Origin of the sequence: Agrococcus jejuensis (genome assembly GCF_007679035.1) — a bacterium.
Classification (GTDB): domain Bacteria; phylum Actinomycetota; class Actinomycetes; order Actinomycetales; family Microbacteriaceae; genus Agrococcus; species Agrococcus jejuensis_A.
Map to the genome: position 1 here is coordinate 454,543 of NZ_VEFR01000001.1, position 24,800 is coordinate 479,342.

The 24,800-nt window shown below is 72.7% G+C and carries 27 protein-coding genes; 10 read left to right on the forward strand and 17 right to left on the reverse strand.

Annotated features, from left to right (window positions below):
* Window positions 1-16: 16 nt before the first annotated feature.
* From FS793_RS02070 to FS793_RS02080, 3 genes are read right to left on the reverse strand one after another with little or no spacing between them, the layout of a single operon-like run.
* On the reverse strand, window positions 17-1,846 hold the full coding sequence (locus FS793_RS02070; RefSeq protein WP_144718037.1) for a DEAD/DEAH box helicase: 1,830 nt from the start codon (window positions 1,844-1,846) through the stop codon (window positions 17-19).
* A gap of 47 nt (window positions 1,847-1,893) precedes the next feature.
* Window positions 1,894-2,808, reverse strand: a complete 915-nt coding sequence (locus FS793_RS02075) for an alpha/beta hydrolase (protein WP_144718039.1) — start codon at window positions 2,806-2,808, stop codon at window positions 1,894-1,896.
* Between the two features lie 28 nt (window positions 2,809-2,836).
* Complete coding sequence (locus FS793_RS02080) at window positions 2,837-3,433, reverse strand: biotin transporter BioY (RefSeq protein WP_144718041.1); 597 nt, start codon at window positions 3,431-3,433, stop codon at window positions 2,837-2,839.
* Window positions 3,434-3,549: 116 nt separating this feature from the next.
* Here FS793_RS02080 and pnuC point away from each other — a divergent pair, with 116 nt between their 5' ends.
* Window positions 3,550-4,254, forward strand: coding sequence for a nicotinamide riboside transporter PnuC (pnuC, locus tag FS793_RS02085; RefSeq protein ID WP_260979978.1), 705 nt, complete (start codon window positions 3,550-3,552; stop codon window positions 4,252-4,254).
* Between the two features lie 51 nt (window positions 4,255-4,305).
* Here pnuC and FS793_RS02090 read toward each other — a convergent pair whose 3' ends face one another.
* The 4 genes from FS793_RS02090 to FS793_RS02105 all read right to left on the reverse strand — a co-directional run bounded on the left by FS793_RS02090 (window position 4,306) and on the right by FS793_RS02105 (window position 8,281).
* Window positions 4,306-5,163, reverse strand: coding sequence for an ABC transporter permease (locus tag FS793_RS02090; RefSeq protein WP_144718043.1), 858 nt, complete (start codon window positions 5,161-5,163; stop codon window positions 4,306-4,308).
* Window positions 5,160-6,017 carry an ABC transporter ATP-binding protein gene (locus FS793_RS02095; protein WP_144718045.1) on the reverse strand — a complete coding sequence of 286 codons (858 nt, stop codon included), beginning with the start codon at window positions 6,015-6,017 and terminating at the stop codon, window positions 5,160-5,162. The genes FS793_RS02090 and FS793_RS02095 overlap by 4 nt, the downstream gene beginning before the upstream one ends.
* An 88-nt stretch (window positions 6,018-6,105) precedes the next feature.
* Window positions 6,106-7,638, reverse strand: a complete 1,533-nt coding sequence (locus tag FS793_RS02100) for a DHA2 family efflux MFS transporter permease subunit (protein ID WP_144718047.1) — start codon at window positions 7,636-7,638, stop codon at window positions 6,106-6,108.
* A gap of 40 nt (window positions 7,639-7,678) precedes the next feature.
* On the reverse strand, window positions 7,679-8,281 hold the full coding sequence (locus FS793_RS02105) for a PadR family transcriptional regulator (RefSeq protein WP_144718050.1): 603 nt from the start codon (window positions 8,279-8,281) through the stop codon (window positions 7,679-7,681).
* A 157-nt stretch (window positions 8,282-8,438) separates the two neighbouring features.
* Here FS793_RS02105 and FS793_RS02110 point away from each other — a divergent pair, with 157 nt between their 5' ends.
* Together FS793_RS02110 and FS793_RS02115 are read left to right on the forward strand one after the other, a co-directional pair.
* Window positions 8,439-10,049, forward strand: a complete 1,611-nt coding sequence (locus FS793_RS02110) for an ABC-F family ATP-binding cassette domain-containing protein (protein ID WP_144718052.1) — start codon at window positions 8,439-8,441, stop codon at window positions 10,047-10,049.
* A 38-nt stretch (window positions 10,050-10,087) separates the two neighbouring features.
* Window positions 10,088-10,750 carry a trimeric intracellular cation channel family protein gene (locus FS793_RS02115; protein ID WP_144718054.1) on the forward strand — a complete coding sequence of 221 codons (663 nt, stop codon included), beginning with the start codon at window positions 10,088-10,090 and terminating at the stop codon, window positions 10,748-10,750.
* A 25-nt stretch (window positions 10,751-10,775) separates the two neighbouring features.
* Here the strand turns inward: FS793_RS02115 and FS793_RS02120 are convergent, their stop codons facing one another.
* The 3 genes from FS793_RS02120 to FS793_RS02130 are packed head-to-tail and all read right to left on the reverse strand — an operon-like array spanning window position 10,776 to window position 12,087.
* Entirely contained in the window at window positions 10,776-11,594 is an 819-nt protein-coding gene (locus tag FS793_RS02120) for an SURF1 family cytochrome oxidase biogenesis protein (RefSeq protein ID WP_144718056.1), read from the reverse strand.
* Complete coding sequence (locus tag FS793_RS02125) at window positions 11,594-11,830, reverse strand: hypothetical protein (protein WP_440130437.1); 237 nt, start codon at window positions 11,828-11,830, stop codon at window positions 11,594-11,596. The genes FS793_RS02120 and FS793_RS02125 overlap by 1 nt, the downstream gene beginning before the upstream one ends.
* The gene (locus FS793_RS02130; protein WP_144718058.1) at window positions 11,827-12,087 is read right to left on the reverse strand and encodes a DUF3099 domain-containing protein; all 261 of its coding nucleotides are present in this window, start codon (window positions 12,085-12,087) and stop codon (window positions 11,827-11,829) included. The genes FS793_RS02125 and FS793_RS02130 overlap by 4 nt, the downstream gene beginning before the upstream one ends.
* 87 nt (window positions 12,088-12,174) lie before the next feature.
* Between FS793_RS02130 and FS793_RS02135 the strand changes: the two genes are divergently transcribed.
* Both FS793_RS02135 and FS793_RS02140 read left to right on the forward strand, forming a co-directional pair.
* Window positions 12,175-12,879 carry a beta-ketoacyl-ACP reductase gene (locus FS793_RS02135; protein ID WP_144718060.1) on the forward strand — a complete coding sequence of 235 codons (705 nt, stop codon included), beginning with the start codon at window positions 12,175-12,177 and terminating at the stop codon, window positions 12,877-12,879.
* Between the two features lie 36 nt (window positions 12,880-12,915).
* The gene (locus FS793_RS02140; RefSeq protein ID WP_144718062.1) at window positions 12,916-14,091 is read left to right on the forward strand and encodes a benzoate/H(+) symporter BenE family transporter; all 1,176 of its coding nucleotides are present in this window, start codon (window positions 12,916-12,918) and stop codon (window positions 14,089-14,091) included.
* Window positions 14,092-14,161: 70 nt separating this feature from the next.
* On the opposite strand, the gene FS793_RS02145 is transcribed toward FS793_RS02140, so the two are convergent.
* The 4 genes from FS793_RS02145 to glgC form a co-directional block, all read right to left on the reverse strand.
* Complete coding sequence (locus FS793_RS02145; RefSeq protein WP_144718064.1) at window positions 14,162-15,490, reverse strand: HNH endonuclease signature motif containing protein; 1,329 nt, start codon at window positions 15,488-15,490, stop codon at window positions 14,162-14,164.
* 201 nt (window positions 15,491-15,691) lie between these two features.
* Complete coding sequence (locus FS793_RS02150; protein ID WP_144718066.1) at window positions 15,692-16,300, reverse strand: GrpB family protein; 609 nt, start codon at window positions 16,298-16,300, stop codon at window positions 15,692-15,694.
* A 31-nt stretch (window positions 16,301-16,331) separates the two neighbouring features.
* Entirely contained in the window at window positions 16,332-16,985 is a 654-nt protein-coding gene (gene serB / locus FS793_RS02155) for a phosphoserine phosphatase SerB (protein WP_144718068.1), read from the reverse strand.
* On the reverse strand, window positions 16,982-18,220 hold the full coding sequence (gene glgC, locus FS793_RS02160; protein ID WP_144718071.1) for a glucose-1-phosphate adenylyltransferase: 1,239 nt from the start codon (window positions 18,218-18,220) through the stop codon (window positions 16,982-16,984). The genes serB and glgC overlap by 4 nt, the downstream gene beginning before the upstream one ends.
* Window positions 18,221-18,297: 77 nt before the next feature.
* On the opposite strand from glgC, the gene glgA reads away from it, so the two are divergent.
* The 3 genes from glgA to FS793_RS02175 all read left to right on the forward strand — a co-directional run bounded on the left by glgA (window position 18,298) and on the right by FS793_RS02175 (window position 20,708).
* Window positions 18,298-19,494: a glycogen synthase gene (gene glgA, locus FS793_RS02165; RefSeq protein WP_144718073.1), complete on the forward strand. Its 1,197-nt coding sequence runs from the start codon at window positions 18,298-18,300 to the stop codon at window positions 19,492-19,494.
* A 57-nt stretch (window positions 19,495-19,551) separates the two neighbouring features.
* Window positions 19,552-20,334, forward strand: coding sequence for an ABC transporter ATP-binding protein (locus FS793_RS02170; protein WP_144718075.1), 783 nt, complete (start codon window positions 19,552-19,554; stop codon window positions 20,332-20,334).
* A gap of 125 nt (window positions 20,335-20,459) precedes the next feature.
* Window positions 20,460-20,708 carry a type B 50S ribosomal protein L31 gene (locus tag FS793_RS02175; RefSeq protein WP_144718077.1) on the forward strand — a complete coding sequence of 83 codons (249 nt, stop codon included), beginning with the start codon at window positions 20,460-20,462 and terminating at the stop codon, window positions 20,706-20,708.
* 77 nt (window positions 20,709-20,785) lie between these two features.
* Here the strand turns inward: FS793_RS02175 and FS793_RS02180 are convergent, their stop codons facing one another.
* Both FS793_RS02180 and FS793_RS02185 read right to left on the reverse strand, forming a co-directional pair.
* A complete protein-coding gene (locus FS793_RS02180) occupies window positions 20,786-20,968 on the reverse strand; it encodes a hypothetical protein (protein ID WP_144718079.1) in 183 nt (60 codons plus the stop codon).
* Complete coding sequence (locus FS793_RS02185; protein ID WP_313959358.1) at window positions 20,965-21,909, reverse strand: exonuclease domain-containing protein; 945 nt, start codon at window positions 21,907-21,909, stop codon at window positions 20,965-20,967. The genes FS793_RS02180 and FS793_RS02185 overlap by 4 nt, the downstream gene beginning before the upstream one ends.
* Before the next feature lie 62 nt (window positions 21,910-21,971).
* Between FS793_RS02185 and FS793_RS02190 the strand changes: the two genes are divergently transcribed.
* Together FS793_RS02190 and FS793_RS02195 are read left to right on the forward strand one after the other, a co-directional pair.
* The gene (locus FS793_RS02190; RefSeq protein WP_186329280.1) at window positions 21,972-22,853 is read left to right on the forward strand and encodes an alpha/beta fold hydrolase; all 882 of its coding nucleotides are present in this window, start codon (window positions 21,972-21,974) and stop codon (window positions 22,851-22,853) included.
* Window positions 22,850-23,917, forward strand: coding sequence for a glycosyltransferase family 4 protein (locus FS793_RS02195; RefSeq protein ID WP_144718082.1), 1,068 nt, complete (start codon window positions 22,850-22,852; stop codon window positions 23,915-23,917). Before FS793_RS02190 ends, FS793_RS02195 begins: the two co-directional genes overlap by 4 nt.
* A gap of 13 nt (window positions 23,918-23,930) precedes the next feature.
* Here the strand turns inward: FS793_RS02195 and FS793_RS02200 are convergent, their stop codons facing one another.
* On the reverse strand, window positions 23,931-24,752 hold the full coding sequence (locus FS793_RS02200) for a Sir2 family NAD-dependent protein deacetylase (RefSeq protein ID WP_144718085.1): 822 nt from the start codon (window positions 24,750-24,752) through the stop codon (window positions 23,931-23,933).
* Window positions 24,753-24,800: the final 48 nt, after the last annotated feature.

Genomic DNA, 24,800 nt, shown 5'->3' on the forward strand with positions numbered 1-24,800 from the left:
CGACGCGGGTCCGGCGTCAGTCGCGGTGGCGCGGCTTGCGTCCGCCGTCGCGGTCGTCGCGACGCGGACGGTCGTCGCCGCGCCGGTCGTCACGACGCGGGCGGTCGGAGCCGCCGCGGTCGTCGCGGTCGCGACGCGGTCCACCGCGCTCCGGACGACCACCCGTGTCGGGGCGGATGTCGATCGGCTTGCCGAGGATGCGCGTCTCGGCGAGGCGACCGAGCTGCTCGCCCGAGAGCTCGGGGAGCTCCACGAGCGTGAAGTCGAAGCGGATCTGGATGCGACCGAAGTCGTCGCGACCCAGGCCGCCCTCGTTCGCGAGCGCGCCGACGATCTGCCGCGGCTCGACGCGATTGCGCGAGCCGACCGCGAGCCGGTACGTCGTCGCGCCCTCGGGCGTGCGACGCTCGCGACGCGGACCGCGGTCCTCGCCGCCTCGCTCGTCGTCGCGGTCGCGCGGCCCGCGCTTCGGCGCACGCAGCGCCAGGTCGTCCTGCTCGTCGAGCAGCATCGGCGTCGGCCCCTGCGCGACCACTGCCAGGGCGGCGGCGACGTCGTTGTAGGGCACGTCGTGGTGCTCGACGTAGTGGGCGACGATGTCGCGGAAGCGCTCGACGCGGGCCGACTCGGCGTCGAGCGCCGTCGTGATCGCGTCGTCGAACTTCGACAGTCGCGACGCGTTGACCTCGCCGGCCGACGGCATCGGGATCTCCTCGACCGTGCCGCCCGTCGTGCGCTCGATCGCGCCGAGCATGCGGCGCTCTCGCGGCGTGACGAAGCTGATGGCATCGCCCGTGCGGCCCGCTCGACCCGTGCGGCCGATGCGGTGCACGTACGACTCGGTGTCGATCGGCAGGTCGTAGTTCACGACGTGGCTGATGCGCTCGACGTCGAGGCCGCGCGCGGCGACGTCGGTCGCGACGAGCACGTCGAGCGCGCCCGAGCGCAGCTGCTCGATGGTCTTCTCGCGCTGCGGCTGCGCGACGTCGCCGGAGATGGCCGCGGCGGTGTAGCCGCGGGCGCGCAGACGCTCGGCGACCGTCTCCGTCTCGGACCGCGTGCGCACGAACACGATGGCGCCGTCGAAGGGCTCGACCTCCAGCACGCGCGTGAGCGCCTCGAGCTTCTGCTGGTACGACACGAGGATCGCGCGCTGACGGATGCTCGCCGACGTCTTCGCGCCGCCCTGCACCGAGATCTCCTGCGGGTCGCGCAGGTGCTTCTTCGAGATCGCGAGGATCTGGCGCGGCATCGTCGCCGAGAACAGCGCGACCTGCTTGTCCTCCGGCGTCGAGGCGAGGATCTGGTCGACGTCCTCGGCGAAGCCCATGCGCAGCATCTCGTCGGCCTCGTCGAGCACGACGTGCGTGAGGCCCGAGAGGTCGAGCGTGCCCTTGTCGAGGTGGTCCATGATGCGGCCGGGCGTGCCGACGACGACGTGGACGCCGCGGCGCAGCGCCGACAGCTGCACGCCGTAGCCCTGGCCGCCGTAGATCGGCAGCACCGTGACGCCGCCGAGGTGGGCCGCGTAGCGCTCGAACGCCTCGCACACCTGCACGGCGAGCTCGCGCGTCGGCGTGAGCACGAGCGCCTGCGGCTCCCGACGCTCGACCTCGACGGCAGCGAGCACGGGCAGCGCGAACGCGGCGGTCTTGCCCGTGCCGGTCTGCGCGAGGCCGATGATGTCGCGACCCTGCATGAGGGTGGGGATCGTGGCGGCCTGGATGCTCGAGGGGGTCTCGTAGCCGACGTCGGCGAGCGCCTGGAGGAGGGCGGGCGGCAGGCCCAGGTCTGCGAACGTCGTGCGCTCGGCGTCAGCAGCCTCGGTGGGCTCGGAGTCGGTCATGGCATCAACGGTACGCGGCCCCGGGGTCCGCGCGCGCCACATGCCCGTCAGGCGCGGGCAGGATCCACGAGCGTGGCGGCCAGGAAGGCGAGGATCGCGTCGCGCACGTCGGGCTCCTCGAGCAGGCCGATCGAGTGGCGCTGCGACGGCACGACGGCGAGCTGCACGGGCGTGCCGGCGTCCTCGAGGGCCGCGACGAAGCCCTCGGCCTGCTCGAGCGGGATCATCTCGTCGTCGCCGTGGACGACGAGGAACGGCGGATCCGTCTCGTCGGCGAACGTCGCGGGGCTCGCGAGCGCTGCCGCGTCGCAGTCGACGAAGTCGTCGCAGCCGAGGTAGGCCAGCTGCCGCTCGACGAAGTCGTCGCGCACGTCCGCGCCCGTGAGGTCGAGCGGCGCCGACATCGTGACGACGGCGGCGACGCGAGCGCCGGCATCCCAGTCTCCCGTGCCCGCCGTCGCCAGCAGCGAGGCGAGGTTGCCGCCCGCCGAGCCGCCGAAGGCGCCGATGCGCTCGGGATCGATCGCGTACGTCGCGAGCGTCTCGGGGGAGCGGAGCCACGCGAGGGCAGCGGTGACGTCCTCGACGCCCGCGGGGAACGGATGCGCGGGTGCGAGGCGGTAGTCGACGTTCGCGACGACGTAGCCCGCCTGCGCGAGCCACACGCACGTGTCGCGCCAGAGCGGATCCGTGCGGCTGCCGCGCGCCCACGAGCCGCCGTGCACGAGCAGGATCGCCGCGCGGGCGGCGGTCGTCTCGCCGTGCGGCATGCAGACGTCGATGCGCTGGGCCGGGTCGGCGCCGTAGGGGATGGCGTCGACGACCGTCACGCCCGACGCGTCACGGGGCGGCACGGCAGGGCGCTGCTCGCGCATCGTCGGCAGCAGCACGGCGCCCGTGACGACCAGGGCCGCGACCACGCCGGCGGCCACGCTCGCGAGTGCGAGCGCGCGACGGCGCACCGAGGGCACCTGCGTCCGGGCCGGAGCGCTACTCGCCGCGGCGTGCGTCGAGGGTGCGCACGCCCTTCCACGCGAGCGGCAGGATCGCCGCGGCGATGACGGCCTTCACGATGCCGCCCGGGATGAAGGGCACGAGGCCCCACGCCAGGACCTGCTCGAACGAGCCGCCCGTCGTGACGGCGAGCCACGGCAGGCCGATCGCGAACGTCACGAGCGTGCCCGCGGTCATGGCGACGGCGGCGCCGAGGAAGCGTCGGTCCCAGCGGCGCTCGGCGAGCCAGCCCGTGAGGGCGGCGGCGAGCACGAAGCCGACGATATAGCCGCCCGTGGGCCCGGCGAGGATCGCGAGGCCCGACGTCTGCTCCGAGAAGATCGGCAGGCCCGCGGCGCCGAGGATCGCGTAGACCGCCAGCGAGGCAGCACCGCGGACGGCGCCGAGCGAGGCGCCGACGACGAGCACCGCGAGCGTCTGGCCGGTGACCGGCACGGGCCAGAGGGGGATCGCCACCTGCGCCAGCAGCGCCGTGAGTGCCACGCCGGCGGCCACGAGCGCGACGTCGGTGACGACGGAGCGCTGGGCGACGAGACGGTCGGCGAGCACGGTGGGGGCGGCGATCGAGGACATGCGAGCTCCAGTCGTCGGGGCGGTCTGGACCGAGCATAGGGTCACCGAGGATCGCGTGTCCGCACATGACGCGCGGATGGCCCGTGACGCGCCGCCACCGTGCCACGCTGGACCTCGTGGACCCCCTCGCCTGGCTCATCGACGCCTACACCGCGCAGATCCCGCTGCCCGGCGGTCAGTCGCTGCTGCTGCGCGAGGTCGTCGGCAACGTCTTCGGCCTCGCGAGCGCGCTCGGGGGCATGGCCCGCCGCATCTGGGCCTGGCCCGTGGGCATCGTGGGCAACCTGCTGCTGCTCAGCGTCTTCGTCGCCTCGCTCGTCGACCCGGCGCACTCGCTGCCCGCCCTGCTCGGCCAGGCGGGTCGGCAGGTGATGTTCATCGCCGTCGCGATCTACGGCTGGATCCGCTGGCGGCAGGCGCGCGACGGCGGCGGTCAGATCCGCCCGCGCTGGGCGACGGGGCGCGAGCGGCTCGGGATCGTGCTCGTGCTGCTCGTCGGCACGATCGCGCTCACGCCGCTCTTCACGGCACTCGGCTCGTACGACCCGGTCTGGGCCGACGCGTGGACGTTCATGGGCTCGCTCGTCGCGACGTACGGGATGGCGAAGGGCTGGACGGAGTTCTGGCTCGTCTGGATCGCCGTCGACGTCGTGGGCGTGCCCCTGCTCGTCTCCGCCGGCTACTACGCGACCGCTGCGATGTACGTGTTCTACGGCGTCTTCACCGCGATCGGCTTCGTCGTCTGGTGGCGCGCGCAGGGCCGCAAGCCCGCGGTCGAGACGCTGCTGCCCGACCCGCGCCTGCAGGGCGACGGGCGCTGAGCGCCCGCGGGACGCCGCCGCGGCGCTGCGCGCCGATCGGGTCGGCCCTCGTCACGATCGGCGGATCCACCGGAAGGTCAGTCGCACGGCGATGAGCCCGACGACGAGCCAGACGCCCAACGCGATGCCGACGCCCGCGAGGTTCCACGACTCGCCGACCTCGAGCATCGCGTACGACTCCGGCAGCAGCGCAGCGCGCATGCCGAGCGCCATCCACGCGACCGGCAGCGCCTGCGCCGCCTGCTGCATCCACTCGGGCAGCAGCGAGAACTGGATGAAGATGCCCGACGCGAACTGCACGACGAGCACGATCGGGATGATGACCGCCGTCGCGCTGCGCCCCGAGCGCGGCACCCGCGACAGCGCGACGCCCAGCAGGGCGCTCGTGACGGTGCCGAGCGCGAAGACCCAGCCGAACGTCGCCCACGAGCCTGCCGACGTCGGCAGGGCGACGCCGAAGACGAGGACCCCGACCGCCAGCAGCACGATGGCCTGCGCGAGCCCGGTCACGACCGCCTGGCCGATCTTGCCGATCAGGAACGCGACGGGCGGCATCGGCGTGCCCGCGAGGCGCTTGAGCGTGCCGTTCGTGCGGGCGACGGCGACGTCGACGCCGAGGTTCTGCACGCCCGAGAGCAGGATGCCCGACGCCAGCATCGCCGGCAGATAGTACTCGGCGGCGGCGATCTCCGTCGTGCCACCGCGTCCGTCGGGGAACGTCATGGTCTCGAAGACCGAGGCGAAGATGCCGAGCATGAGCACGGGGAACAGGAACGTGAAGAGGACCTGGTCGAGCTGGCGGAAGTACGTGCGCACCTCGTAGGCGACGCGACCGACGCCGATGCGCGCCGTGCGGGCGATGCCGGCAGGGGAGAGCGGATGGGGCAGGCCTCCGCCGAGCCCCGTCATGCGCGCGCCTCCTCGCGGTCGGCGCGGACGATGTCGAGGTAGACGTCCTCGAGGCTCGGGCGCACGACCTCGAGCGCCTCGGGCTCGCCGAGCCGTGCGACGAGCGATGCGACGAGCGCCCCGGGATCCTGGGTGCGCTGCTCGCGCACGACGTCGCCCTCGCGCCAGCGCACGATCGGCGTGCGCGCCTCGGCGCCGCCGATCGCATCCGGCGCGCCCTCGGCGGCGACCCGTCGATCGGCGATCACGACGATGCGGTCGGCGAGCTGCGCCGCCTCCTCGAGGTAGTGCGTCGTGAGGAGGATGGTCGTGCCGTCGGCCTGCAGCGAGCGGATGAGGCTCCAGAACTCGCGGCGCGCCTCGGCGTCGAACCCCGTGGTGGGCTCGTCGAGGAACAGCAGCCGCGGTCGGCCGACGATCCCCATCGCGACGTCGGCGCGACGCTGCAGCCCGCCCGAGAGCGACGCGATGCGCCGTCCGGCATGCTGCTCGAGCCCCACGGCGGCGAGCACCTCGTCGACGTCGCGCGAGTCGGGGAACAGGGCGGCGAGCCCGCGCAGCTCCTCGCGCACCGTCGCGACCGAGGCCTCGCCGCTCGACTGCAGCACGATGCCGAGTCCCGCGCGCCATGCGACGCCCGCGTGCTGCGGATCCTCGCCGAGCACGCGCACGTCGCCACCGGAGCGCACGCGGTAGCCCTCGAGGATCTCGATCGTCGTGGACTTGCCCGCGCCGTTCGGGCCGAGCAGCGCGAGGGTCTCGCCCTCGTCGATGTGCAGGCTCACGTCGTCGAGCGCGACGTGCTCCCCGTAGGACTTCCGGAGGTGCTGGACCTCGACCAGTCGGTTCGCCATGCCCCCAGCCTGCTCCAGCGACGGCGGATGCGGGAGGGGCGTGCGGGGGAGCCCGGCGTCCACCGATCGGTGGACGCCGGGTCTCGCCTCACTCCGCCGTCGCGACGGCGGCCGCTGCCGCGTCGTCGGCGGCGAGCGTCGGCGGCTGCTGGCCCTGCGCCTTCGGCTTGGCGAAGCACAGGGCGGCGACGACGCCGAGCGCCGTGACCGCGGCCGGCAGCAGCAGCGACTGGCCGAGCGCCTCCGAGAACGGCCCGGCGATCTGCTCGGGCAGCGTGCCGCCGAACGACGTGCCCGAGACCTGGTCGCTCGATCCGGCACCGAGCTCGGCGTCGATGCGCCACGACATCGCCGCGGCGATCGCGGCGGAGCCGATGACCGCGCCCATCTGGCGCACGGTGTTGTAGACGCCCGAGCCGGCGCCGGCGAGGCGCGGGTCGAGGTTGCGGGTGGCGACGATGCCGAGCGGACCCCACACGAACGCGCTCGAGACGCCCATGAGCGCACCGGGCAGCAGGAAGAGCCACACGTCGGTCTCCGACTGCACCCACATGCCGTACCAGGCGACCGACGCCCCCATGCCGAGGATGCCGGCGGCCGTGAAGAGCCGCGGGTCGCGCGCCTGCAGGAACCGGCTCGTGAAGGGCGAGAGGAACCCGGCACCGAGCGCCATCGGCACCATGAGCAGCGCCGACTCCGTCGGGGTCAGCCCGCGCACGCCCTGCGCGTAGAGGAAGATCGGCACCGCCATCGCGGTCACGAGGAAGCCGATCGTCGCGATCGCGATGCTCGCGAGCGTGAAGTTGCGGTCGCGGAAGATGCCGAGCGGCACGAGCGGCTCGCGCCGGTTGACGGCCTGCCACACGACGAAGGCCACCATGAGCACGACGCCTGCGACGATCATCCCGATGAGCGGCACGTCGACGCCGAGGATCGGCATCGCGCCCCAGTCGTACGTCTCGCCCTCCTGGATGCCGAACACGAGCAGGAACATGCCCGCCGCGCTCAGCACGACGCCGAGCCAGTCGAAGGAGTGCGCGTGGAGCGGCAGGCGCGGCACGAGGCGCATGACGAGCACGAAGCCGACGATGCCGACGGGCACGTTGATGAAGAAGATCCACTCCCAGCCGAGGCTGTCGACGAGCGCGCCGCCGAGCAGCGGGCCGACGAGCATCGCGAGGCCGGCGACGCCGCCCCACAGGCCCATGGCCGCACCGCGCGCGTTCGGCGCGAAGGTGCGCATGATGACGGCCATCGTCTGCGGCGTCATGAGCGCGGCGCCGAGGCCCTGGATGACGCGGGCGACGATGAGCATCGCGATGGAGTCGGCGAGCCCGCACCACAGCGAGGCGAGCGTGAAGACGGCCAGGCCCGTGAGGTAGACGGGCTTCGGGCCGAACCGGTCGCCGAGGCGGCCGGTGATGAGCAGGGGCACGGCGTACGCGAGCAGGTAGGCGCTCGTGACCCAGATGACCTCGTTGATGCCGGCGTCGAGGCCGGACATGATGTGCGGGATCGCCACCGACACGATGGTCGAGTCGACGAGGATCATGAAGAACCCGATGACGAGCGCCCAGAGGGCGGGCCAGGGGGATCGGGGAGCTGCGGCAGCGTCGGACATGACGGTTCCTTCGAGATGGATGGCTCGGGTCGAGCGGGGCTCAGGCATCGAGCGCGGCCTGCTGGGCGGCGCGGCGCTCGGGGGAGAAGACGAGGTCCCAGGGGATGTCGCCGGAGTCGATGCGGGCGGTGGTCTCGCGCGTCCAGTCGGCCTCGGCGCGGGTGAGGTGCAGCTCGAGCGCGAGCTCGAGCCAGACGGCCTCCGGCAGGTCCGTGCGGCCGAGGTCGTCGGCGGCGTCGGCCATGTCGGATGCGGCGGCTTCCAGGGCAGCGACGCGGTCGCCGAGGGCCGCCACGACGGCGTCGCGCGGCAGGTTGTGCGCCTCGGAGATCGCGAGGCGGAACGGCGGATGCTCCTGCTCGGGCTCGGCGAGCATCGTGCGCAGCTGCGCCTCGAGCGCCGAGCGACCGTCGTCGGTGATGCGGTAGGTGGTGCGCTCGGGTCGATTGCCCTCGCGGTCGGTCCCCACCTCGGCGACGAGGCCCTCGGCCTCGAGGCGCGCGATGGCGTGGTAGAGCGTGCCGGTCCTGATGCGCACGACGCGGTCGGCGCGACGGTGCATGAGCAGGCGGTAGCAGTCGTAGGGATGCCTGGGCTCCTCGGCGAGCACGCCGAGTGTGGCGACCTGCAGGGGCGTGAGCATGCGACTCCCTCCGTGTCGACTATTCCGCGCGGAGTAGTCTGCCACGCCCGTCGGACATGCACCACCGCTGGCGCGTCGATCGGCGCGGCGCACGGTAGGCTAGGCGGCTGGCCACCGTCGGCCGCAGCCACCCGCTCCCGACCCGCTGGGCACCGCCATGATCTCCGTCACCGACCTCGACCTGTCCGTCGGCGCACGCACCCTCATGTCCGGCGTCTCCTTCCGCGTCGAGAAGGGCGACAAGATCGGCCTCGTCGGCCGCAACGGCGCAGGCAAGACGACGATGACGAAGGTGCTCGCCGGCGTCACGGACGACCGCGACGGGCACGACTTCTCGGGCACCATCGAGCGCTCCGGCGAGATCGGCTACCTGCCGCAGGACCCGCGCTCGGGCGACCCGAAGCAGACGGCGCGCACGCGCATCCTCGACGCCCGCGGCATCGGATCCGTGCTCGAGGAGATGCGCACCGCGACCGAGCGCATGGCCCTCGGCGGCGCCGAGGGCGAGCGCGCCATGAAGGCGTACTCGCGCGCCGAGGACGCGTTCCTCGGTCTCGGTGGCTACGCGGCGGAGGCGGAGGGGGCGGCGATCGCGTCGAACCTCAAGCTGCCCGAGCGCATCCTCGACCAGCCGCTCGAGACGCTCTCGGGCGGTCAGCGTCGCCGCATCGAGCTGGCGCGCATCCTCTTCTCGGGTGCCGAGACGATGATCCTCGACGAGCCGACGAACCACCTCGACGCCGACTCCGTCGTGTGGCTGCGCGAGTTCCTCCAGGGCTACCCGGGCGGGCTCGTGGTCATCAGCCACGACGTCGTGCTGGTGGAGGAGACCGTCAACCGCGTCTTCTACCTCGACGCGAACCGCCAGGTCATCGACATCTACAACATGGGCTGGAAGCACTACCTGCGCCAGCGAGAGGCGGATGCGGAGCGCCGCAAGCGCGAGCGCACGAACGCCGAGCGCCAGGCCGGCGTGCTGAAGACGCAGGCGGCGAAGATGGGGGCGCGCGCCTCGGGCGCCGTCGCCGCCAAGCAGATGGCGAAGCGCGCCGACCGGCTCATGTCGGGCCTCGAGGCCGTGCGCGCCGACGACAAGGTCGCGAAGCTGCGCTTCCCGAAGCCCGCGCCGTGCGGCAGGACGCCGCTGCAGGCGCACGACCTGTCGAAGTCGTACGGCTCGCTCGAGATCTTCTCGGCCGTCGACCTCGCCGTCGACCGCGGCGCGAAGGTCGTCGCGCTCGGGCTCAACGGCGCCGGCAAGACGACGCTGCTGCGCATCCTGGCAGGCGTCTCCGAGTCGGACACGGGCGAGATCGAGCGCGGCCACGGCCTGCGCATCGGCTACTACGCGCAGGAGCACGAGACGCTCGACGTCGACCGCACCGTGCTCGAGAACATGGTCTCGTCGGCGCCCGACATCGGCGAGGTCGAGGCACGGCGAGTGCTGGGCTCCTTCCTCTTCTCCGGCGACGACGTGCACAAGCCCGCACGCGTGCTGTCGGGCGGCGAGAAGACGCGCCTGAGCCTCGCGACCCTCGTGGTGTCGGCGGCGAACGTGCTGCTGCTCGACGAGCCGACGAACAACCTCGACCCTGCGAGCCGCGAGGAGATCCTCGGAGCCCTCGCCTCGTTCGAGGGCGCCGTGGTGCTCGTGAGCCACGACGCGGGCGCCGTCGAGGCGCTGCACCCCGACCGCGTGCTGATCATGCCCGACGGCACCGAGGACCACTGGAACCCCGAGTACCTCGAGCTCATCGAGCTCGCCTAGCCCGCTCGGGCCTCCCGCGAGGACCTAGGGTCGGACGCATGATCGACGGCTGGCTCGGCGCCGTGCACGCCGCCCTCGTGGGCCTCGGCGTGCTCGCCTTCTCGATCTCCGGGGCGCAGCTCGCCGCCGAGAAGCGCATGGACGTCGTCGGCATGGCCTTCCTCGCCGTCGTCACGGCGACGGGCGGCGGCATGCTGCGCGACCTGCTCGTCGGCCGCACGCCCGTCGTGCTCGTCGACGTGTGGATGGTGGGCGTCGCGATCGCGGGTGCCGCGATCGTCTTCGCGCTGCACCGGTGGATCGCGCACCTCGCGCGCCCGGTGCTCGTCTTCGACGCCATCGGCCTCGGCATCTTCTGCGTCGAGGGCACGATCGTCGCCATGGATGCGGGCATCGGCCCCGTGGGGGCCGCCATCGTGGGCATGCTCACGGGCGTCGGCGGCGGCATCCTGCGCGACGTGCTCGGCAACGACATCCCCACCGTCATGCGGCGCGAGTCGCGGCTCTACCTGCTGCCCGCCCTGGCCGGCTCGGGGCTCACGGCGCTGCTCGTCGAGCTCGGCGTCGCGACCACGTGGGTGCTCGTCGGCGTCGGCGCCGCGGTGATCGCGTTCCGACTGCTCGCGGAGCGCTTCCGGTGGCGCGTGCCCGCGCTGTCGACGACCGTGCTGCCGATCGTGCGCGGCGACGACGAGCGCTAGGCGCCGCGCTCGACGACCTGGGCGCTCAGCGCTCCGCGCCGTCGAGGATCGCGTCCTCGATGTCGGCATCCGAGCGACGCCTGGCGCGACGCGGCTCGCGCGGCTGCTCCTCGAGCTCCTCGTCGCCGCGGGCCTCGCGCCGCAGCGCCCACACGAACCCGACGAAGCCCATGATCGCGAAGACGAACCACTGCAGCGTGTACGACAGGTGCGGTCCCTCGTCGAGCACGGGACGCGTGAAGGGTGCGAGATCGTCGGCGACCTCGCCGTCCTCGGTCGCGAGCAGCCCGTACGCGCCCGTGTACACGGGCTCGTCGTGCGTCTGGGCGATCGCGTCGAGGTCGACCGACGCGATCTGCCCCTCGGGAGCGCCGCGACCGGCGATCTCGCCCTCGTCCTCCCGCAGCCGCACGACGATCGTCACGTCGCCGTCGGGCGGCGCGGGCACCGAGTCGGGCGCCTCCGACGTGGCGCCCGGCGGCACCCAGCCGCGGTCGACGAGCAGGATGCTGCCCGCATCCGTGCGGAACGGCACGACGACGTCGAAGCCCACCGCGGTGTCGCGCACGCGACCGCGCAGCAGCAGCTGCTCGTCCGCGAGGTACTCGCCCGACACCTCGACGACCGACCACTGCTGGTCGATCTCGTAGTCGTCGGTCTCCGTCAGCACGTCGCCGAGCGGCACCGGTGCCTCGTCGTAGTTGGCGTCGAGGCGGGCGATGGCCGCGAGGGCCTCCTCACGGCGGTGCCACTGCCACGAGCCGAGCGCGACGCAGACGGTCGCGAACACGAGCACGAGGGCCAGGTAGCCGAGCCAGCGGCGAGTGCGGAGCAGCGCGAGCATCAGCCGACCCGCTCGACGGTCGTGCCGAACGCGACGACCTCGACGGGGAAGTCGCGGCTCGCGAGCCAGTCGCGCAGGTGGTCGCGGTGCGCGTCGCACGCAGCCCACTCCTTCACACGCGACTCCGGATGGATGCGCGGGTTGCGCCACGCGATCGTCCATGCGGCAGCGTCGTGACAGCCCGCCGCCGAGCACTCGGGAGCATCGGCCATCCGGCCCAGGTCGAAGATGCTCACGACTCGATCTGCCTACGGGTCACGCGGTCGGTCTTCGTGCCGAGCTGGCTCGACGCGTTCGCGGCGACGACGGCGATCCACGGGATCACGACGGCGACGATGGCCGGTGCGACCTTCCACCAGTCCGGCAGGACGATGAAGAGCACGATGCACACCATGCGGATGCCCATCATGATCAGGTACGTCCTCGTACGCCTGCGTCGATCCTCGGTCGGCGACACAGGGAGGTCGGTGATGGACTGCTCGTCGTGCTGCATTGGGTTCCTGAGCACAAGCGTACGCCTGGCTAGGGTTGTCGAGGACGCCCTTGCACCCGGGCGTCGAACGCGCTTCGAGAGGTCTCCATGTCCCGTACCGTGCTCGTCACCGGCGGCAACCGCGGCATCGGCCGCGCCATCGCCACCGCCTTCGTCGACGCCGGCTACCGCGTCGCCGTCACCGCCCGCTCGGGCGAGGGCCCCGAGGGCACGCTCACGGTGCGCGCCGACGTCACCGATGCAGCATCCATCGACGCCGCCTACTCGCAGATCGAGGCCGAGCTCGGCCCCGTCGAGATCGTGGTGGCGAACGCGGGCATCACGCGCGACACCCTGCTCATGCGCATGAGCGAGCAGGACTTCTCCGACGTCGTCGACACGAACCTCACGGGCTCGTTCCGCGTCGTGCAGCGCGCGTCGAAGGGCATGCTGCGCGCCAAGTTCGGCCGCATCATCCTCGTCTCGAGCGTCATCGGCCTGTTCGGCGGCGCCGGCCAGGCGAACTACGCGGCGTCGAAGGCGGGCCTCGTGGGTCTCGCCCGCTCGATCACGCGCGAGCTCGGCTCGCGCGGCATCACGGCCAACGTCGTCGCCCCGGGCTTCATCGAGACGGACATGACGGATGCGCTGCCCGCCGAGCAGCAGGCGCAGTACAAGTCGCAGATCCCTGCGGGCCGCTTCGCGAGCCCCGAGGAGGTCGCGAAGGTCATCACGTGGCTCGCGTCGGACGACGCCGCCTACGTGTCGGGCGCCGTCATCCCCGTGGATGGCGGCCTCGGGATGGGGCACTAGACGGCCGCGGCGCCGGCGCGGCATGCCTCCGAGGGGCTGCCGCGCGGGCCTTGGACCACGCCCGTCGCCGCCGGCATCGTGTCGGGGCTCGTGGGCTTCACGTCGGCCTTCGTCGTCGTGCTGCAGGGGCTCGCAGCGGTCGGCGCGTCGCCCGACGAGGCGGCGTCGGGCCTGCTCGCCGTGACGATCGCGATGGGCGTCGCCTCCATCGTCATGGCGGTGGCGACGCGACTGCCCATCACGGTCGCGTGGTCGACGCCGGGCGCCGCGCTGCTGGTCGGCACAGGCGTCGTCGACGGCGGCTGGCCGGCGGCCGTCGGCGCGTTCCTCGTCACGGGCGTGCTCGTGGCGCTCACGGGACTCGTGCCGTGGCTCGGGCGCGCGATCGCGGCGATCCCCACGTCGATCGCGCAGGCGATGCTCGCCGGCGTGCTGCTGCAGCTGTGCCTCGGCGTCGTCACGGGGCTCGCGGCGAACCCGCTCGCCGTCGCACCGGTCGTGGTCGTGTGGATCGCCGCATCGCGGCTCGCGCCGCGCTTCGCAGCACCGCTCGCGTTCGCGACCGCGGCGATCGTGATCGCGATCCATCTCGGAGCCACCGGCGTCGCCCCCGCGGCGTCGGAGCTGACGCCCCACGTCGCGATCACGACGCCGACGTTCACGGTGGCCGGCATCGTCGGCATCGCGCTGCCGCTCTTCCTCGTGACGATGGCCTCGCAGAACGTGCCGGGCGTCGCCGTGATGCGGGGGCTCGGCTACACGGTGCCGTGGCGGCCGACGATGGTCGTCACCGGTGCCGGCACGATGCTCGCCGCACCGCTCGGCGGACACGCGATCAACCTCGCCGCCATCTCGGCAGCGCTCGCCGCAGGACCGGATGCGGGGGAGGACCGATCGCGTCGCTGGCTCGCCTCGGTGTCGTCGGGCACGTTGCTCGTCGTGCTCGGCATCGGCTCGAGCGCGCTGGCGACGCTCGTCGGCCTCGCGCCCGTCGGCGTCGTCGCGGCCGTCGCAGGGCTCGCGCTGCTCGGCACGCTCGCGTCGTCGCTGCACGCGGCCCTCGACGATGCCGCCGACCGCATCCCCGCGGTCGCAGCGTTCGCCGTCGCGGCGTCGGGCATCGCGATCGCCGGCGTCAGCGCCGCGTTCTGGGCACTCGTGGTGGGGATCCTGCTGCGCGCGGTGCTCCGCGGCTGGCGGCGCGCGGGCTGATCCAAGCCTGGCGCAGCCGGCGCCGCACCCGTGCGCGTGGGAGCGCGTCGACGACGGACCGGCGTGCGCATCAGAAGGGCAGGCTGGCGTCGGACGGGTCAGCGATGGCCTCGCCGACCTCCACGAACGTGGGGCCCGTGGGTGGTGGTCGGTCGACGTAGTCGTGGCCGAGGGGCGAGCGCCAGTGCAGGACGCCGGGTGTCGGTTGGCGCACGGTCCAGGCGGTGGCGTGCTTGAGGGTGTGGTGGCGACGGCAGAGGTGGGCGAGGTTGCCCAGCCTGGTCGTGCCGCCGTCCTCCCACGCGACGGTGTGGTCGACGTCGTCGTCGCGCGCCTTCGCGCTGCAGCCGGGAAAGCGGCAGTGCTGGTCGCGGGCGCGGAGCAGTCGGCGTTGGGCTTCGGTCGGCGAGTAGGTGTCGACCTCGACGACGGTCCCGCGGATCGGGTCGATCAGCAGGCGCTGCCACGTGGCCGCGACGCCGGCGAGGATCCGCGCGGTCTCGGCGTCGACGGGCTGGGCGCCATCGAGCGAGCCCGGCTCCTCGCTCGCGCCGGTCAACGTCGTGACCGGCACGGTCACCTGGACGATGGGCTTGATGGTCGACAGCCGTCCGGCGTGCTCGATCTCGGCTCCGCCGGGCGTGCGCTCGATGGACGGTGCTCCCGTGCCGGTCAGCAGGAGCTCGCAGAACGCGTCCGCCCGCCACTGCTCAATCGACCGGGGATCGTCCTTCGACTTCGCGCGAGCACCCGCGCGCAAGCGGTCGTCGATGCCGTGGGCGAGGACCGCGGGCACGAGCGCACCGATCCACGACATGCCATCGTCCACGTCCTCGACGGTGACCCGACGCTGCTCGCGGGCTGCCTGGTGGCGCTCGACGAGCGGCTCAGCGAGGTGCGTGTCCGCCTCCCGACGGGCGACCTTCGACACCCGCGCGGGCGTGGTCGTCTCAGCCAGGGCGACCATCTGCTGCTCGAACGCAGCCCGCTGCTCGGGCGTCACGTCCGTGTTCGACAGCACGCCGCCAGCCTCGGTGATCGCACGCACATGCCCACGGCCGATCCGTCCCTCGGCGAATGCCTCCAGCAGCACCGGCCAGGTGTCGACGAGCATCATCGCGTCGCCGATCTGCCGCTCCACCGTGCGATCCGACACCCGTGCCTGCAGTCCGATCTCGGCGGCGACGGCACGCATCTCCATCGTCGAGCGCTCGCTGCTCGACCCGCCAGCGCGGTGGAGGGCGAGGTGACCGAGGGCGGCGAGGACGCGGAGCCGGTGCGCCTCGAGGGCCTGCATGCCCGCGTCGATGGCGGCGAGCTGCGAGAGGGCATTGGCCTGGATGGCGTCGAGCGCGGCAGCGTCGGGACCCTGTCCCGTGCCTGTGATCTCCTGCGCCATGACCTGACTCTGCCAGCAACCACCGACATCGAAACCGGCGGTCGCGGGCTGGGTCGGGAGGGTCGGGTGCCCCTTTCGAGGCTCGCTCCGCTCGCAGCTCGAGGAGCGGTCGATGAGGCACGGTCGAGCAGGGCTTCGGGCTAGGTCGGGAGAGTGCTGTGCCCGTTCGAGGCTCGCGGCGATGCTCGCTGGACCCGCACCTCACGGAGCGGGCGGGCAGGTGACCCGCTGCGCGAGGATGTGCGCGATCACGTCGGCCTTCGTCCGTCGATAGGCGTCGCGCGGAACGCCGGCGGCCACGAGCCGGAGCTTCTCGTCCTCGTAGCGCCTCCGGGTCGTGGGCGATCTGCGGAGCGCGTCGCGGAACGCCAGGAGGTCGCGCCATGCTGCGCCGTCGACCGCGACGAGATGCAGATGCGCGATGCGCACCGAGGGTTCCGCCTCGATCGCCAGCATCCGGTCCTCGCCGTCGTCGTCGACGCTGCCGCGGTCGATGCATCCCGCCTCGACCAGGGCGTCGACGACGACCGACTCGACCTCCGTGGCCGGCGCGAGCGCGAGCGCGACGTCGAGGATCGGCTTCGCCAGCATGTCGGCCACCGCGGTCGAGCCCACGTGCTGCACCGCGAGCACCGAGGAGGGGAGCCACGAGCCGAGCACCCCCACGAGGCCGCCGGCCAGCGTCGACCACCGCGGGTCGTGCTCGGCGAGGCGGACGCTGCCGACCTCGAGGCCGAGACCGAGGGCCGATGCCGCGCGCGCCCACGGGGCGACGCCATCGGGCGCACCAGCGACGTCGCGCAGGTCCATCGGTCCGTCGTGTCGACCGCGACGAGCCGCGTCAGGCCGCAGGCTCTCGCGACTCCTCGAGCAGCGCCAGCACGAGCCGGAAGTCGGGCTCGTCGACGTGCACCGACGTGCGCGCGCGCACGAGCGGCTTGGCGCAGAACGCGACCCCGATGCCGGCGTCCTCGAGCATGAGCAGGTCGTTCGCACCGTCGCCGATCGCGACGGTCGCCGACAGCGGCACGCCGTGCTCGCCCGCCCAGCGGTGGAGCGCCTCGCGCTTCGCGACCGCATCGATGATCGGGCCCACCGTGCGCCCCGTGAGCACGCCGTCGGCGACCTCGAGGCGGTTCGCGAGCGTGCGGTCGAGCCCGAGGCGCTCGGCGAGGGGATCGAGCACCTCGTGGAAGCCGCCCGACACGGCGCCGACGATGCCGCCGGCCGCGTGCACGGCAGCCACGAGCTCGCTCACGCCGTCGGTCACGGTCACCGACCGCACCACGTCGTCGAGCACCGACACCGGCACGCCCTCGAGCATGCGCACGCGCTCGACGAGCGACGCGGCGAAGTCGAGCTCGCCCTGCATCGCTCGCGTCGTCACGGCCTCGACGTGCGCTCGCGCATCGGGGCCGACGGCGTCGGCGATGAGCTCGATGACCTCGTCGCGGATGAGGGTGGAGTCGACGTCGGTGACGACGACTCGCCTCACGCCAGCACCTGCTGCCCCTTGGGCACCGTCACGATGCCCGTGTCCGACACCGAGAAGCCGCGCGCGCGGTCGTGGTCGTGGTCGACGCCGATCTTCACGCCCGGACCCACGACGACCTCCTTGTCGAGGATCGCGCGACGCACGACGGCACCGGCGCCCACGTGCACCTGGTCGAACAGCACCGCATCCGACACCGAGGCGCCCGAGTCGACGCGGTTCCACGGTGCGAGCACGCTGCGCACGACGGACGCGCCCTGGATGACCGAGCCCGACGACACGATCGACTCGACGATCTCGGCGGGACGGCCGTGCTCGTCGCGCGTGAACTTGGCAGGCGGCTCGTTGTACTGCGCCGAGTAGATCGGCCAGCGACGGTTGTAGAGGTTGAAGATCGGCAGCGCCGCGATGAGGTCCATGTGCGCGTCGAAGAACGACTCGATCGTGCCGACGTCGCGCCAGTAGTACTTGTCGCGGTCGGTCATGCCCGGCACGGTGTTCGACTGCAGGTCGTAGAAGAACGCCTCGCCGCGGTCGACGAAGTACGGCACGATGTCGCCGCCCATGTCGTGGTCGGAGTCGTCGAGGTCGCCGTCGCTCTTGACCGCCTCGACGAGCGCGTCGGCGTCGAACACGTAGTTGCCCATCGACGCGAGCACCTCGTCGGGGGAGTCGAGCAGCGGCTTCGGGTCGCTCGGCTTCTCGCGGAAGGCGTCGATCTTGCCCGACCCGTCGGACGACTCCTCGATGATGCCGAACTGGTCGGCCAGCGCGATGGGCTGGCGGATGCCGGCGACCGTCATGCGCGCACCGGAGGCGATGTGGGCCTCGATCATGTCGCGGAAGTCCATGCGGTAGACGTGGTCCGCGCCGACCACGACGACGATGTCCGGCTTCTCGTCCTTGATGAGGTTGAGCGACTGCAGGATGGCGTCGGCCGAGCCCTGGAACCAGCGCTTGCCGAGGCGCTGCTGCGCCGGCACGGACGCGACGTACGAGCCGAGCTGCGGGGCCATGCGCCACATCTGCGAGATGTGGCGGTCGAGCGAGTGCGACTTGTACTGCGTCAGCACGACGATCTGCCGCATGCCCGAGTTCACGAGGTTCGACAGCGCGAAGTCGATGAGGCGGTAGGTGCCTCCGAACGGGACGGCGGGCTTGGCCCGGTCCTCGGTCAGGGGCATGAGCCGCTTCCCCTCGCCACCGGCGAGGACGATCCCGAAGACCTTCTTGTCCATGCGACGAACCTATCGGGCCGAGGCTGCGAGGCGCAGGGTCTTGCCACCTCTGCTACGCCGCCGCGTACGCTGACGACATGCGCGTCGACCTCGTGACCAAGGAGTACCCGCCGGCCATCTACGGAGGTGCGGGCGTGCACGTGACGGAGCTCGTGAAGGCGCTCCGCCGCGATGCCGAGGTGCAGGTGCGCTGCTTCGGCGCGCCGCGCGACGAGGCCGACGTCACCGCCTACGACGTGCCCTCCGAGCTCGCCGACGCGAACGCGGCGCTGCAGACCCTCGGCGTCGACCTGCAGATCGCGGATGCGGTCGCGGGCGCCGACGTCGTGCACTCGCACACCTGGTACGCCAACGAGGCAGGCAGGCTCGCGCAGGAGCTGCACGGCATCCCGCACGTCGTCACCGCCCACTCCCTCGAGCCGCTGCGCCCGTGGAAGGCCGAGCAGCTCGCAGGCGGCTACCGCATCTCGAGCGACGTCGAGCGGCGCGCGTACGAGGCCGCCGACCGCGTCATCGCCGTGAGCGACGGCATGCGCGCCGACATCCTGCGCTCCTACCCGAGCCTCGACCCCGAGCGGGTCGTCACGATCACGAACGGCATCGACCTCGACGCCTGGCAGCGCGTCGAGGACCCCGATCGGGCGCGAGAGCTGGGCCTCGACCCCGACCGCCCCTCGGTCGTCTTCGTGGGCCGCATCACGCGCCAGAAGGGCCTGCCCTACCTGCTGCGCGCCGCCCGCGCGCTGCCGGAGGAGGTGCAGCTCGTGCTCTGCGCCGGCGCGCCCGACACGCAGGAGATCCTCGCGGAGGTGCGCGGCCTCGTCGACGAGCTGCGCGAGACCCGCGACGGGGTCGTGTGGATCGACGAGCACCTGCCGCGCGCCGACATGCAGGTGCTGCTGAGCCACGCGACGACCTTCGTGTGCCCGAGCATCTACGAGCCCCTCGGCATCGTGAACCTCGAGGCGATGGCGTGCGGTGCGGCCGTCGTCGGCTCGGCGACCGGCGGCATCCCCGAGGTGATCGACGACGGCGTGACGGGCGTGCTCGTGCCGATCGACCAGGTGCAGGACGGCACCGGCACCCCCACGGATCCCGACCGCTACGTCGCCGACCTCGCCGACGCCCTCACGCGCGTCGTCGCCGACCCCGAGGCCGCCCGCCGCATGGGCGAGGCGGGCCGCGCCCGTGCCGCCACGCACTTCGACTGGGGTCGCATCGCCGACGAGACCCGCGCGCTCTACGCGACGGTCATCGCCGAGCGCGCCGGCTGAGGCGGCGCGCCCGCGCGGATGCCGTCGGCCAGCACCCGCGCGGATAGGGTCGAGGGCATGACGCGTGTCCTCGACCTCGACGACGTCAGCGTCGTCCGGAACGGCAATCGCATCCTCGACTCGGTGCGCTGGAGCGTCGACTCGAGCGAGCGCTGGGTGATCCTCGGACCCAACGGCGCGGGCAAGTCGACGATCCTGGCGCTCGCGTCGGCGTCGATGCACCCGACGTCGGGCACGGTCGAGGTGCTGGGGGAGCGGCTGGGGCGCGTCGACGTGTTCGAGCTGCGCACGCGGATCGGCATCGCCGCGACGAGCCTCGGCCGTCGCATCCCGCCGCATGAGAGCGTCGGCAACGCCGTGCTCACGGCCGCCTACGCCGTGACGGGCCGCTGGAACGAGCAGTACGACGCCGTCGACCTCGAGCGCGCCGCGCTCGTCATGGACGACTGGGAGCTCACGCGCCTGTCGAAGCGCTCCTACGGCACCCTGAGCGACGGCGAGCAGAAGCGCGTGCAGATCGCTCGCGCCGTCATGACCGACCCCGAGCTCATGCTGCTCGACGAGCCGGCGGGCAGCCTCGACCTCGGCGCGCGCGAGGGCCTCGTGCGCTCCCTCGCCGAGTACGCCGCGAGCCCGCTCGCGCCGGGACTCGTCATGGTCACGCATCACGTCGAGGAGATCCCGCCGGGCTTCACGCACGTGCTGCTGCTCGCCGACGGCCGGGTCTCGGCGGCGGGGCCCATCGCCGAGGTGCTCACCGACGCGAACCTGACCACGACCTTCGGCACGCCGCTGCGCGTGACGAAGGATGGCGACCGCTTCACCGCCCGAGCGGCGTGACCATCGGGTCGAACGGGACGCGCCGACCCCCGTCGGACGTGCCCGGCACGGCCTCCATCTGCTAGCATCGGTCGCTGGTGCGCATCGCGCTCCGACGACTTCCCATCCACTTCCCGAGGTTTCCCATGAAGACTGGCATCCACCCCGAGTACCGCGACATCGTGTTCCGCGACCTCGCGTCGGGCGAGACGTTCCTGACGCGCTCGACGACGACCAGCGACAAGACGATGGAGCTCGACGGCGTCGAGTACCCCGTCATCGACGTCGAGATCTCGAGCGCCTCGCACCCGTTCTACACGGGCAAGCAGCGCATCATGGACTCGGCCGGCCGCGTCGAGAAGTTCAACAAGCGTTTCAGGGGCTTCGGCAACTGACCGCCACCCCCTGACACCGCGAAGGCGGGCACCCATCGGGTGCCCGCCTTCGTCGTCCGTGCTCCGGCCCGCCGAGCTCAGGCCGTGTCGACGAGCACCCGGCCCTCCGGCACGGGCTCGGGCGCAGCGAGTGCGCCCGCATGCCAGTCCCAGTGCTGGAAGGTGGATGCGCGCTGCTCGCGGAACGGCACGAGCACCTCGTGCACGAGGCGCTCGCAGTCGACGAGCCCGTCGAGGTCGAGCAGCCGCGGGTCGGTCACGCCGTGCGCGACTGACGGATGGGCCAGCCGCGATCGGCCGTGAACGACGGGTCGCGCTGCTGCATGTAGCGGGCGAACGACTCCGCCTGCTGCGTCGCCCAGTCGACGGTCGACGCATGCAGCTCGTCGGCCGGCACCCGCAGCTGGGGGAACAGCTCGTGCATCGCCTGCGCGAGGCGGCCGGCTGCGATGGCGTCGGCGGACGCCTCGTGCCAGCCCTCGAGCTCCACGCCGTAGTGGGCGCACGTGACGCCGAGCGTGCGCTTGCCCTTGCGGTAGCGATCCACGTGCTTGTCGAGCACGAGCGGGTCGATGACGGGCGAGGGCGCCTCGACGGGTGCGATGCCGTGGCGCAGCGCCTCGTGGTGCAGCACCGTGAAGTCGTAGGCGGCGTTGAACGCGACGACGGGCGTGCCCGCACGCAGCAGGTTCGCGACCTCGGCGACGATCGCCGCGACGACCTGCTGCGCGGCCGCGCCCTCGGCGCGAGCCCGCTCGGTCGTGATGCCGTGGATGGCGGCGGCGCCCTCGGGGATCTCGACGCCGGGGTCGGCGAGCCATGCATGCTGCTCGAGCAGCTCCCCGCGCTCGTCGAGCACGCCGAGGAACGCCGTGACGATGCGCGCCGTCGACGTGTCGACGCCCGTGGTCTCGAGGTCGAACACGGCCAGGCGCGATGCCCAGCCCTGCTGCTGCACCTCGTGCGCGACGGCGACGGCGGCGTCGACGGTGCGCATGGGGAGCGCCTCGAGGGGCTCCGCGGGCGTGGAGGTCGGGCGCTCGGCGCTGCCGGTGCGGGCATCGCTGGACTCGGCGACGATGGGCTCGGCGATGGTGGGCGCGACGACCTCCGGCCCGCCGGCATCCATCGCCAGCGCCTGGGTCACGAGGTCGTCGATCGCTCCCGAGTCGCCCGGCCGCGGGCTCTGGATCTCGATCATGGCGCCACGCTAGCCGTGGCCCCCGACACGCGCAGGCAGGCGCGCCCCGTAGGCTCGTGACCATGGTCGACTCGCCGTTCCAGGAGCTGCTGGATGCGACGCCCGTCGCACGCGACGAGCGCGTCGTCGGCGGCATCCGCACCGTCTGGTTCGCGTACGGCGACCCCGCGGCCCCGCCCATCGTGCTCGTGCACGGCTACCGCGGCGACCACCACGGCCTCGAGACCATCGCAGCCCATCTCGCCGGGCATCGCGTCATCGTGCCCGACCTCCCGGGCTTCGGGGAGTCGGCTGCGCCGGCGGACACGGGCATCGACGCCTACGCGTCGTGGCTCGTCGCCTTCGTCGCCGCCGAGGCGCCCGGCGCGCCCGTGCTGGGCCACTCGTTCGGCTCGATCGTCGTCGCCGCGGCGGCGGCCGCCGGCCTCGACGCCGACCGCATCGTGCTCGTGAACCCCATCGCGCAGCCCGCCCTCGAGGGCCCGCAGCGGCTGCTGTCGCGCTTCACGCTCGGCTGGTACCGCGCTGCCGCCGCCGCTCCCGAGGCCGTCGGCCACGCGATGCTCTCGAGCCCCGTCATCGTGCGCGGCATGAGCCTCGTCATGACGAAGTCGCGCGATCGGGCGATGCGGCGCTGGATCCACGACCAGCACGACCGCTACTTCTCGGCGTTCGCGTCGCGCGAGTCGGTCGTCGGCGGCTTCGAGACGTCGATCTCGACGAACGTCGGCCACTACGCCGGCGCCATCGCGCAGCCCGTGCTGCTCGTCGTCGCCGACCGAGACGACATCACGCCGCTCGCCGCCCAGCGCGACCTCGCCACGCGGTTCCCGGATGCGCGCATCGCGGTGCTGCACGGCACCGGCCACCTCGTGCACTACGAGCAGCCCGACCAGGTGGCGGCCCGCATCCGCCGGTTCCTCGCCGAGGCCCCCGCCGCATGAGGGTGCTCTTCGACTGCCGCTACGTGCGCACCGAGCGGCACGACGGCATCTCGCGCTTCTCCGCCGAGCTCGTCGCCCGCCTCGGGCAGCGCGCCGACGTCACGATGCTCGTGCACGATCCCGCGCAGCTCGCGATGCTGCCCGACCTGCCTCACGTCGTCGGCCCGAGCCCCACGGGGCCGCTCGAGCCGCTCGCGACGTGGCGCATGCGGCACGTCGACGTCGACGTCGTCTACTCGCCCATGCAGACCATCGGCTCGATCGGTCGTCGCACGGCGCTCGTCACGACGGTGCACGACCTCATCTACTACCGCCACCCGATGCCGCCGCGCGACCTGCCGGCCGCCGTGCGCGCGCTCTGGCGGCTCTACCACCTCTCGTACGGCCCGCAGCGACTGCTGCTGCGCGGTGCCGACGCCACGGTGGTCGTCTCCGAGACGACCGCGGAGCTCGTGCGCGAGCACCACCTCACGACGAAGCCCATCCACGTCGTGCGCAATGCTGCCGACCCGCTCGGCGAGCCCGTGACGCACACGGCGCCGCCGACGAGGCGCCTCGTCTACATGGGCTCGTTCATGCCGTACAAGGGCGTCGACACGCTCGTGCGGATGGCGGCGCTGCTGCCCGACCACGAGCTGCATCTGCTCAGCCGCATGCCCGCCGGCGAGGAGGCGCGACTGCGCGCCCTCGCCCCCGAGGCCCGCATCGTGGTCCACGACGGCGTCACCGACGCCGAGTACGGCGAGGCGCTGCGGTCGGCGACCGCGCTCGTGCACGCGAGCCACGACGAGGGCTTCGGCATCCCGCTGCTCGAGTCGATGGCGCTCGGCGTGCCCGTGGTGGTCTCCGACATCCCGATCTTCCGCGAGGTCGCGGGCGACGCCGGCGTCTACGCGCCCGTGGGCGACCCGCAGGGATTCGCGGACGCCGTGCGACGGCTCGAGGGGGAGTGGGCCGCCCGCTCGGCAGCCTCCCGCGCGCAGGCGGCGACGTTCTCGTGGGATGCGTCGGCCGACGCGCTGCACGCGGCGCTCGAGGCGACCGTGGCGGCGCGTCGGCGCTGATCCTCGCGGCGCGTCAGGACGCGTGCGGCAGCGGCGCGAGCGCGTCGGCGAACGCCGTGAGCGTCTCCGACGTGCCGGCGTCGATGCGGGCGCTCGCGCGCTTGTCCCACTTGGTCGGGCCGCGGTTCACGATGACGATCGGCACCTCGCGGCGTCGCGCGACCTCGAGCAGCCGCACGGCCGTGTTCACGACGAGCGACGAGCCGGCGACGAGCACGACGCTCGCGGCGCGCACGGCCATGTCGGCCTCGTGGAACACGTGGCTCGGCACGAGCTCGCCGAAGAAGACGACGTCGGGCTTCAGCATGCCCTCGCAGACGAAGCAGACCGGCACGACGAAGTCCTGGTCGCCGTCGAGCGACACGTCGCCGTCGGGGTTCATGCGCACGGTGTCCGGCACCGTGATCCACGGGTTCTGCTCGGCGATGCGATCGGCGACGACCTGGCGGGGGAAGCGCGACGCGCACTGCAGGCACGTCACGGTGGCGTTGGCGCCGTGCAGGTGCACGACGTCGCGGCTGCCCGCCTTCTCGTGCAGGTCGTCGACGTTCTGCGTGATGACGGCCGTGACGAGCCCGGCGGCGTCGAGGCGGGCGATCGCCCGGTGCCCGTCGTTCGGCTGCGTCGACGAGAACGACTTCCAGCCCAGGTGGCTGCCCGCCCAGTAGCGGCGTCGGGCGTGCTCGGACGCGAGGAAGCGATCGAGCTGCATGGGGTTGCGCGGCGGCGCGCCGGCCCCGCGATAGTCGGGGATGCCGGAGTCCGTCGAGATCCCCGCACCGGTGATGACGGCGATCGGTCCGAGTCCGAGTCTCGCGATGGCAGTGTCGAGCACGCTCCGATCCTACGGACGCCCATACGCTGGATCGGCACGGAGGGAGTC